Genomic DNA, 10,249 nt, shown 5'->3' on the forward strand with positions numbered 1-10,249 from the left:
GGCTATGTAATTCCCGCTATTAGGGCTTACTCGGGACTTCCACCCGTTAGAAAATGCTCATGCCGAGCGTACACCAAGGATGGGGTATGCCGAAATATAGTATTTGGCAGCCCCATCCATTTGAACTCTTCAGAGAACCTTACAAGCTACAATTCCATTAAAGGTTGGTGCTTGGTAGGCCCGGTTTTGGTCGTTTAACAATAATAGGACACATGCAATTGCACACAGCTGTATGGTCACAGCTTCGGCTACTTCTTGAAGAACCACAAGAACCTTGTGCTGCTACAGTGTGAGCTTGACCTCCAAGAACAAGCATTAATGACTCCTTGTTCAGAACAGAGAATTCGTCTGTCAGAACAGATTTCAACTGATTAATTTTTTTCATAAATTGAAATAATTTAAGTTAGCCTACTCTATGAGCTTTTCGGCATCCGCTTTTATTTTCATTTAAAAATGTGGAGTGAGCGATTTCAAGACACAATATACTTGGAATATTTTTCCAATCATAAAATTTTAGAAGTTGATATCCTATTCCTGCAAATCCCAAAAACAACCCTACTTGACTATTTCGGTTGTCATCTCCACAAATAATATCTTGGCTTTTACTTATCTCTGTTGCTATCGAATTAACCCATCTAAAAGTTTTTGTATCATTTTGCATAGATAACAAGTGCAGTATTTCCAAATTTCCCATAGAGCCATGACAAACAGAAAGATTATAGCCAATTCTTTTTTCAATCTGGTTGATAGCTATTTTTAGTTCTTTTACCATTGTTTTATCGGAAAATCCTTCTGACGCCAAGATAAGTCTTGACAATGCAATTCCTGTTGCACCATGACACCAACTTCCGCTATCTTCTTCATATGAAGGGTTTCTTCCATCGATCCAGCCTTGAATCTTATCAGAATAAAAAGAGCGATCATGAAGTAACGAGTGTTTAAATGCTTCTAAATATCGAATGTCACCAAATTGTTTATACAGCAAAAATATTGCTGTTGCCATAGAAGAACTGCCATGAGCAAATCCTCCTAAATTCAAATCATTTTTACCAATAATCTTGTTGCCATCAGTATATGTCCAATATGTTTTACCTTTTATATTCTTGGCAAGTTGCAACAGCCTTTCACCACTCGTTTTCAAAATAGTCAACTTATCAGTTTCTTTCATTAATTTGCATTGTGTTGTAAAAAGTATTACACCTGCTAATCCTGACATATAATCAAATAGAGTGGTAATAGGTATCAGTTCTTTTACTTCTTTGATTATAGACTGATACACCGAAACATTGTATAAATCTGGAAATACTTCCATAATGTACAACAATCCCATAATACCAGATAAAGGCGATATAGCAATCTCACTTTTGTCAACGCCAATATGGACAATATCCCTATGTTCGCACAGTTGCTGAAAAATTCCATGCGCAATTTCTTTGTGTTGTATGTTATGACTGTATGTGAACAAGGTAAGGTAAAACAAGCATACTCCCAAAAGTCCATCATATAAAGAGTCGTTCATCAAACAGACTTGGAATTTTCCATCATAGACATTCCTTGTTCTACATACAAATCCTATTTCATTATCAATTTGTATCATTCGTTTACGAATTTCTTTCTCAATTCGCTCGATTGCTTGCCATAGAACATTTCTATCTAAGGAATCTTTTCCAACAGGTAAAATGCGCACTTTATTTATATTAGTAGTTCCTACAACATCTATAAAGAAATTTACAGACTCATCTATCATGCACAATTGCTCTTCCTGCACTTTTGTGGAGAGTGTAGATAATTTTTCTACTATAACAGAGTTTTCTTTTGGGGCAACAGAAATCCATTCATCTACAACGATGCTATTTGGCAAAGTATATAGAGAATTCTTGTTTAAATACATGAAATAGTAGGGTATATTCCCTTTTTCTATCTGATTTGCAATAGAATGTATAAGAGGAACGCTTAACACACCATAAGATTCTTTCCTGACAATAGGTTCTATAAGTTCCTTTATATCCTTGTCTCCATGCAGATATGGGGGAGTTACCATCTCTGTTAAAAGATAAGAATATATAACTGTTGGATGCAATAAGACTCTTAAACATATAGAATTGAAATCATAGGAGTTGAAATATCTTGATAATTCAAGTCTATGTGCTCTCATAAAGTCACATGCGTCTGCAAAACCTTTTTCAAAATCTTGAAGAGTTTCTGTCGTTATAGTATAACATTTTCCTTCTTTCTTCGGCAAATGATAATTAAAAGCATCAAATTCAAATAAAACAGATGAGATTTGCGCCCTTTCATTTGCATCATTAAACATCCAATCTGGTAAGATACCAGTTTCAAGGACAGAAGATTGTAAATACGCACTGATTTTAGTGCTATCTAAATGTTTAAATTTCTTTGATACAACAGATTCACAATCAATTATATATGGGCAATTACCAAAAACCATTAGATTATCAGGAATTATATCTTGTGCACCAAACAGATATAAGAAAGCCTGTATTTTTCCCAAATTATAATAGTACTCATTAATAGAATCACAATTCTCCATATCACAAGGCTTTACTTGCAAGTGCCAAGAATAGCTATTTCTATCTATGAAGGCAGGAATCCCCAAATGTATAGATAATCCCATCTTATCAAGTACAGATATTGTATCCGCAATGAACTTTTCATTAGCAGCTCCTCTTGGCTTGTAATACAATTTCGTACCATTGAAAAACAAAACTGATGAGACACAATTGCCCTCATGCAAATCCCCTTCAAAAAGTTTAATCTCTGTAATCTTTAAATCTTTTATGGCAGAACTTTCTATATCTACTTTTAAAGCAGAAAGAAGCCTATCAATATGATGCATAATATTGACAGAATAACTCTCAAGTATAGAAAGCAACTTCGGGTATTTTTCAAAGAAATATGTTATCCATTCATCATTAGATGATAATGTATCACGAAAGAATAGACTTTGTTCTTCTTCTGTGCTACCTTTCAAAAAGTTATTTTCTTTCGCCAAATTAAATTCAAATGGATAAACAAACTTCAAATAAGTATTGTAAGCATAAGAAACGACTTGGTATGAAAGCTGCTCTACAATGTCATCTGTCTGCAAAAACGGATAATTATCTATGATTTTGATTATTGCATCATAGATATAGTTGTAGTAAGGAAACATAAAGAATCCTTTTCCTTCTTGTGCATTGTTGCAAGTTTGCTTATGTGAATATTTAAGTATTTCGAATTTCAAATCCATATTACTATATAAGTATCTGAGCAACAAAAAGTTGCTCAAGATTTTGTAATGTCAGAATTTTCACTTATCTTAGTGTTGCAAAAAAAAACAAGAGAATCCGACGATAGACATGGCAAAGATATAAATTAAATCTGAGAGACTCACTCCTTTTGGGGGATTATTTTCAATCATGGAGCAATTTGACTCCACATTATCATCTGTAATCGACTCAACCCTCGGTCTAAGGTGTGGATCGTTCGGTTATCAGTACAGCGAAATCATCCGTTCTCTCATGAGTATTTACTTCTGTGGCGGTTCATGTACCCCAGTATGTCACTACTCATTTGATGAACCTCCTCTCGCTTCATCCGACACTTCGCACTTGTAGCTCTGATACTATCCTCAGAGCGATAAAGGAGCTGACGCAAGAAAACATTTCATACACATCAGATATGGGCAAGACCTACGATTTCAATACGGCTGACACTCTCAATACTTTATTGCTCAATTGTATATTTGCATCTGGCCAACTGAAAGAGGGTGAGATATATGATGTTGATTTCGACCACCAGTTCATAGAGACAGAGAAGTATGATGCAAAGCCTACGTACAAGAAGTTCCTTGGTTATCGCCCTGGCGTGGCGGTTATTGGCAATTTGATAGTCGGTATAGAGAATAGCGATGGTAACACAAATGTTCGTTTCCATCAGAAGGACACGCTGAAGAGATTTTTTGAGAGATTTGAACAGAATAGGCTCATTATCAATCGCTTCAGTGCTGATTGTGGATCATGTTCCGTGGAAATCGTGGAGGAAATAGAAAAACACTGCAAGTCCTTCTATATCCCTGCTAATCGCTGCAGTTCGATCTACAATGATACCTTTGCTCTCAAAGGCTGGAAAACTGAGGAAATCAATTGCATTGGGTTTGAATTGAACTCTATCCTTGTTGAGAAGTGGAAAGGTAAGGCATATCGACTTGTGATTCAAAGACAGAAACGGATGGATGGTGTGCAGGATTTTTGAGAAGGAGAATACACATACCGTTGTATTCTGACTAACGACTATGATTCTTCCGTAAGAGAAATTGTCGAGTTCTATAACCTTCGTGGAGGAAAGGAACATATCTTCGATAATATGAACAATGGTTTCGGGTGGGACAGATTGTCCAAATCCTTCATGGCAGAGAACACAGTGTTCCTTCTTCTTACAGCACTTATCCGTAACTTTTACAAGGTCATTATTCAAAGACTTGACGTAAAGAAGTTCGGACTCGATGCAACAAGTCGCATAAAAGCGTTTGTCTTCAGGTTTATCTCTGTACCAGCCTAGTGGATCAGAACATCAAGGCAGTATGTGCTGAATATCTATACCTGTAATAATGCTTACGCAGATGTTTTCCAGACTAATTTTGGATAATGCATACAACTTATGGGAATGATATTGTGTATTGCCTCAAGTCACATTGTGAGGTAAGGGGATATTGTAGGCAGAGGTGGGGGCTTCAAATTCAAATTATCTGCAAATTCAGTAATGAGAGGACGTGTAAACGCAATAAGGACGTTCAAGGGCTTAGTTGCGGATTTGAGGTTTACAACAAATTTTTCAGCATCTTTTTTCTCTGATTTTCATAATTTTTCCAATTTCATACAGTGAAGTTTTCTATGAATTTCTTGAAATCCGTATACCTTCTTGTGAAAAATTTATATCTTTGCAAACAAGAATAAAGAGTTCTTTGAGGCATTGCAAAAGAAAGAAGGAGAAAGAAACTCGCTCGTTTCCAAATCGTTCACCTTTTATTATTCTTATTTATGCTTTCCTTTTATAATCAGCCGATTACATTCGCTTCTATTACTTTTATGCGGAGATTTGCGATTTCCGCACAGCAAAGGATATAGGCATCGATTGTCCCGAAAAAAACGAGATACTCCATAACATTCCGCCGACACCTGAACAGGAGGAGTTTATCGGCAAGTTGATGGAGTTTGCCAAAAACGGTGATGCCACGCTTTTGGGGCGTGCGCCGTTGAGCGAGAGTGAGGAAAAGGCAAAGATGCTGATTGCAACTGATTACGCCCGCAAAAGATTTTTGAATTTTGTATCTTTCAGATAATCAACAAACTAAGAACGAATAAAGGGTAAATGGGTTACGAGTTGGAAACGAGCGAGTTTCTTTCCCTTTCTTTATACTGCAATGTCTCAAAGAACACTTAAACTGATTGTGCAAAGATAATATTTTCTGATGAAAACAGTGTGCTTTTACGGAAATAAATTGTAGGTACACCTTAATATTAGTTGCAACATCTAATTCTATTGGAAGTAATTTGTTCAAGTTTTAGTACAGTTATTATGCTATCAAAAAGGGTCATAATCAATCATTTTACACTGTAAAGTGAGAAAAAAAGAGAAAAGTGAAACTTTTTTAAGAAAAATCCTTCGAAAAATTTGGTAGATTGAAATATTTCGCATAATATTGCACTTAGAGGTATAGAACAAACGTTATGGTATTATCATAATGCATCAATATATATTTTAATTGTAAAGGTAAATGTTCTAGTATGAAACAGAGTATTATCATATTTTTATTGTCTTTTCTTTATCCCTTTAACACATTTGGACAAAGTCCTATGGATTCAACTTTGCTTCAAGTGTTTGACATTGATAGTATTACACCTATTATTGGAGCTACTGTCACTCTTTTTCCTAAAGAGGGTAAACCGTTGAGGCTTATAACAGACTCTATCGGAAATACCTACATATCAAACGATGTCATTGCTCGAAGAATTCAAATCAGCTATTTCGGCGACGAATTGTTAGATAGTACCTTACACTGCTGGCAAAAACAAATTAAGTTTTATGTAAATTCTTATAAGGTTTTGGATGAAGTTAAAATAAATGGCTATCGGAAGATGGTCAAACATTCACTCATACAAGATGTTATTAAAATAAAAGATGTAGAAGTATTTAAGCATCAAAACTTAGGTGCGATATTGAATTTTATACCTGGTGCTCTATACAATGATGAAGAATTCTCTTACTTTAGGCATCCAATAGCAGGAATACGGTTGGGTACAACGGGAGTTCTTAAACCTGTAACAAAAGAGATTATAAATAATCTGCGTTCATTATTTACGGAGAATATTGATGAAATAAGATTAAAGAAACTTACTTTAGGGCACGGAATACAATATGAGCTAATTATTATATTAAATAAGGATAACAATTATTCTTTGACCCCCTCTATTGAAGCTTATTCGGGAAAAAATGGGAATGTTATAGGTAATGTGTTTACACAGTTGAGTAAAAATAAATTCAATACGACATTGCTTATTACAGGAGAATTATTAAAAAAAATGAAAGGAGAATTCTCTATTTATAATTATGGAAACAAAAAAACCATTATAGATTTTGCTGATAAGGAGTGCGAAAAATATTTTTATGCTGACTATAGTGGGGAGCTTACATTCAATAAAGCACTTTCTGCTGGATTAAATCTTAATTATGGGATAGATAATACAAAGAAACGTAGAAATTCTGTGGAATTATTAGAAATTAAAGATATACTATATTATCCACAAAAGTTTAATGATTTTACAGGTAGTTTTTTCTTAAATAGCAATATGGGAAACCATACATTACATTGGGAGGCTTCCTATAATAGATCTATATCAGACATTACTGTCTCCATAGATAATATCCAATCACAGCACCTTAAAAATATAAGCATATCTCCAAATTCCTTTTTGGAATATACTTATACAAATAAATCTAAGAATTTTAGTGTAAATGGTAACATAGCTTATTCTTATCTAGAAATTAAAAATATGGATTCCAATGTAAACAACTCACAGAATAAACATAAAGAACACACGTTCACTTCAGGAGTTTCCATTTTTATGGAATATAGCCAATTTAGCGGAAATGCCGTACTACAAGTGGAACATAATAACAATAACCATTATAAAACAATGTCTTTTCTCCCTAAAGTATCTTTGAGATATAGTGAGAAATCTATAGGAATAGATATCAATTATGCAAAAACGATTAATCGCCCATTAGCATGGATGCTGACAAACTATCAGACAATAGAAACTGGTAAAGTGTTGCAATCTGGCAATAATTTACTTACTCCATCCACAAAACATCAAGTGGACGCTAGTCTTACCTATTCAAACTTTGTATTTTGTCTTTCAAAGCAATGGGTAAACAATGTTACAGAGCTACTAGCAGATAATTATGACAAAGAAGGGAACCTTATAAAGAAATGGCAAAATATAGGGAAAATAGATAGTTGGGGGTTATCTGTTTATTATAACCTCAGGAAAAAACATTATTATTTGAACCCTAGTATTAACTTAGAATTTGGACGTTTTTACAATGGCTATGATTGGAGAAATAATCATTTGTTAGTGGCAACAGTCCCATTTCAGTTAATGTTCGGTGATCACAAAATATCGTTGAATACTACATATATTGCTAAAAATAAGAGTAATCAAAGAATAATAAACGATATGTTCATAATGGATATTAATTATTCCTATTATATTCCACGAAGTAATATCACGTTATCACTTTTTGCGCGAGATATCTTTAACCAAAAATCTATAGAGACGTATAGTATAAACGACAAACAATACCAATCCTCTACCATTTTGTACAAGGATAAAAGGCAGTTTGGTATTTCAATTGTATATGAGTTTTCAAAAGGAAATACAAATTCTATTAGCGGAGCAAGAAACAATCAAAATAGAAATAAATAACCTTAAATAGGGGTTATTATGTATAACAATATAAAAATTAAATTTATAAAAAAAAAGAAAAATTATGGACATTAAGACTTTTGAAAGTCTTAGTTGCAAAGAGCAAATTCATTTGAAAGGAATTGCTGGAGCTCCAAATTCATCTGACTCAGAATTGGCAAAATCAACTAGTAATGACAAATCCATAAATTCAGATACGTCCACTCACTCAGACACGTCTTCATACAATGACAGTTCGACTCATCATGATTAAGGATTAAGTAATTTAGGAGCAGTTACTTTATTTTAATATATAGTGCTGCTCCTATTAAATTTTATTATAAATGATTCTCATTTTATCATATAAAGATTACGAGCAAGGTACAGATCCTATTTCAGAATGGCTATTATACTATAAATATCCATTTCGAAAAATTACGATAGAAGACTTTACTTACATCTTCTCTCACTTTAAATTCTCAGACAGGAGAGGTTATTATAAATAATTTAAATCTGACTCAGTAAATTAATGTAATTCTATATAGGCGGTTTATAAAAGAGGTGGAGTTTTATAAAGGTGTAGATTTAGGAAAAATAAGTAAAAAATAAATAAAGAAAGTAATTTAAAGTTAAAATCTATTATTGATTATATATCTTTCTTTTAAAAGATAAATATTGGGTTCCCAATATTTCATCTTTTTCCGTAAATAAGGAGCAAATATTATTAGAAGCTAAAAATCAAAAGCTCAATACACCTCGCTCTATTGTTACGACATCAAGGAAATAATTAATAGAATTTAAGAAACATGTTGGGGAAATTATATACAAACCAATAGAATCTTTTGGTTACTATCAAATTGGGTATTATACATATTCTAGTTATGTAGTCGTCCCTCAAGAACCCAACTTACAACCAGCAAATGGTATTGGATAACACCTTTGTTTCATTAACGTTGGAATCCACTCCTTGAATACTCCATTTTATCATGGTTCGAATAAGGCACAAAAGAAGCCGCATGGCTATTTTGAAGTTGAATGCAGCCGCAGCGAGCATCACATTGAAGGTATCACCCAAGAGACCCTTGTAGAAGTTCCTCCCCAATCGATGATATGCCTTGCAGTGCCCTATGACAGGCTCTATTCCTACTCTCTTGCGGAAGAACCTTTGTTATTTCTTTTTCGTGTGTGGCGAGTAGCTTGCCTTGGGAACACTGGGTATCATGATGTTCGTCTCTCCGCACATTTCCTGCCCGCGATACCATCTGTCCCTCGCAAGTCTTTTGATTTTCCTGCCATAGACCCTGCCGACCTGCTCCATTGCCTTGTCTATCGTATGACCGTCGTATTCATTGCGGGAAGATAATGCACCGACAATGAGACCATTCCACAGTCTGACAAGGGAGACTTTATTGCCGAACTCGTATTTCTTGTGGTCCTTCCCCTTGCTGATGCACAACACGTCCGGCTCATGAAGGGAGTAGATCTTATGACCGTCCATTCTCTCGCCGTTAACAAACTTCATGCAGACTTCAATACGTTCTTGGTAAGAGTTCTCTGGGGGCAAATACCGAACCAGCTCGCGCAACAGCATTCTGGCAATGGTGCGCATCCGACGGTCGGCTTTCCTTACCTTGGCTGAACTGTTCTTCCTGCCACGGAAACGCTGCACAAGCTTAAGTCTCTTGATTTCCCCGGCATAGCTTTGGCGCACCTTGAGATGCTCTGCATGAGCCACGCTGCGGCAGAAGCCGATGATTTTATTCAGGAGTTTCGAATCCGTGGGGAACGTGACGTTCTTCTCCTGCACGGTAGAGTCGATAAAGGCTGTCTGCTCGGTGTCGGACTTGCGTCCACGACCGTCCTTGCTGTCATTTCTGTTTTCATTCTCTTTCCACTTGTCGTCAAGCAGCAGGTTGACCCAGATGCTCTCCTTGAGAATCAACTCCATGCCCGCCTCGCCAATGCGATGGCGGAACTCCACGAGTTCCGTCGGCACGCAAGGCTTGGAGATGGTGAAGGATTCCATTCCGCAAAAATACTGGTAGTAGGCGTTCTCCGAGACGTTGCGAATATGCTTCAGCACTATAAGACCGACCATCAGGCGGATAGGCTTAGCCATGCGTCCGTTGTCCTTACAGTACAAGGGGGCAAAGGAACGCTCAAAGGTTTCCCAATTTATCAGATTGGCAAGTTTATACATTGGAAGGGTGGGATTGAGCATGGATGCCAAGTCCCAAAACATTGATACCTGATGGGTGTTGGATGGAGATTTATACATTGTT

2 protein-coding genes and 3 pseudogenes are annotated in these 10,249 nt (G+C 35.6%); 3 read left to right on the forward strand and 2 right to left on the reverse strand.

Annotated elements, in window-relative coordinates; translation table 11 throughout:
- Positions 1–403 precede the first annotated feature (403 nt).
- A complete protein-coding gene (locus tag AC1DCD_RS09690; protein WP_464641067.1) occupies positions 404–3,250 on the reverse strand; it encodes a DUF4135 domain-containing protein in 2,847 nt (948 codons plus the stop codon).
- A gap of 169 nt (positions 3,251–3,419) precedes the next feature.
- Between AC1DCD_RS09690 and AC1DCD_RS09695 the strand changes: the two are divergent.
- The 3 genes and pseudogenes from AC1DCD_RS09695 to AC1DCD_RS09705 all read left to right on the forward strand — a co-directional run bounded on the left by AC1DCD_RS09695 (position 3,420) and on the right by AC1DCD_RS09705 (position 7,988).
- A pseudogene (locus AC1DCD_RS09695) lies at positions 3,420–4,647 on the forward strand (IS1380 family transposase).
- Positions 4,648–5,083: 436 nt separating this feature from the next.
- Positions 5,084–5,341: pseudogene (locus AC1DCD_RS09700) on the forward strand (helicase); the annotation flags it as partial.
- A gap of 445 nt (positions 5,342–5,786) precedes the next feature.
- The gene (locus tag AC1DCD_RS09705; RefSeq protein ID WP_353585692.1) at positions 5,787–7,988 is read left to right on the forward strand and encodes an outer membrane beta-barrel protein; all 2,202 of its coding nucleotides are present in this window, start codon (positions 5,787–5,789) and stop codon (positions 7,986–7,988) included.
- 886 nt (positions 7,989–8,874) lie between these two features.
- Here AC1DCD_RS09705 and AC1DCD_RS09710 read toward each other — a convergent pair.
- Positions 8,875–10,245 (reverse strand): annotated as a pseudogene (locus AC1DCD_RS09710) (IS5 family transposase).
- Between the last annotated feature and the right edge of the window lie 4 nt (positions 10,246–10,249).

It is taken from the genome of Prevotella sp. C0209C1 (genome assembly GCF_056583855.1).

Excerpts from the sequence above, each read along its gene's own strand:
- AC1DCD_RS09690 (WP_464641067.1), bottom strand. The coding sequence starts at position 3,250 with ATGGATTTGAAATTCGAAATACTTAAATATTCACATAAGCAAACTTGC.
- AC1DCD_RS09705 (WP_353585692.1), top strand. The coding sequence starts at position 5,787 with ATGAAACAGAGTATTATCATATTTTTATTGTCTTTTCTTTATCCCTTT.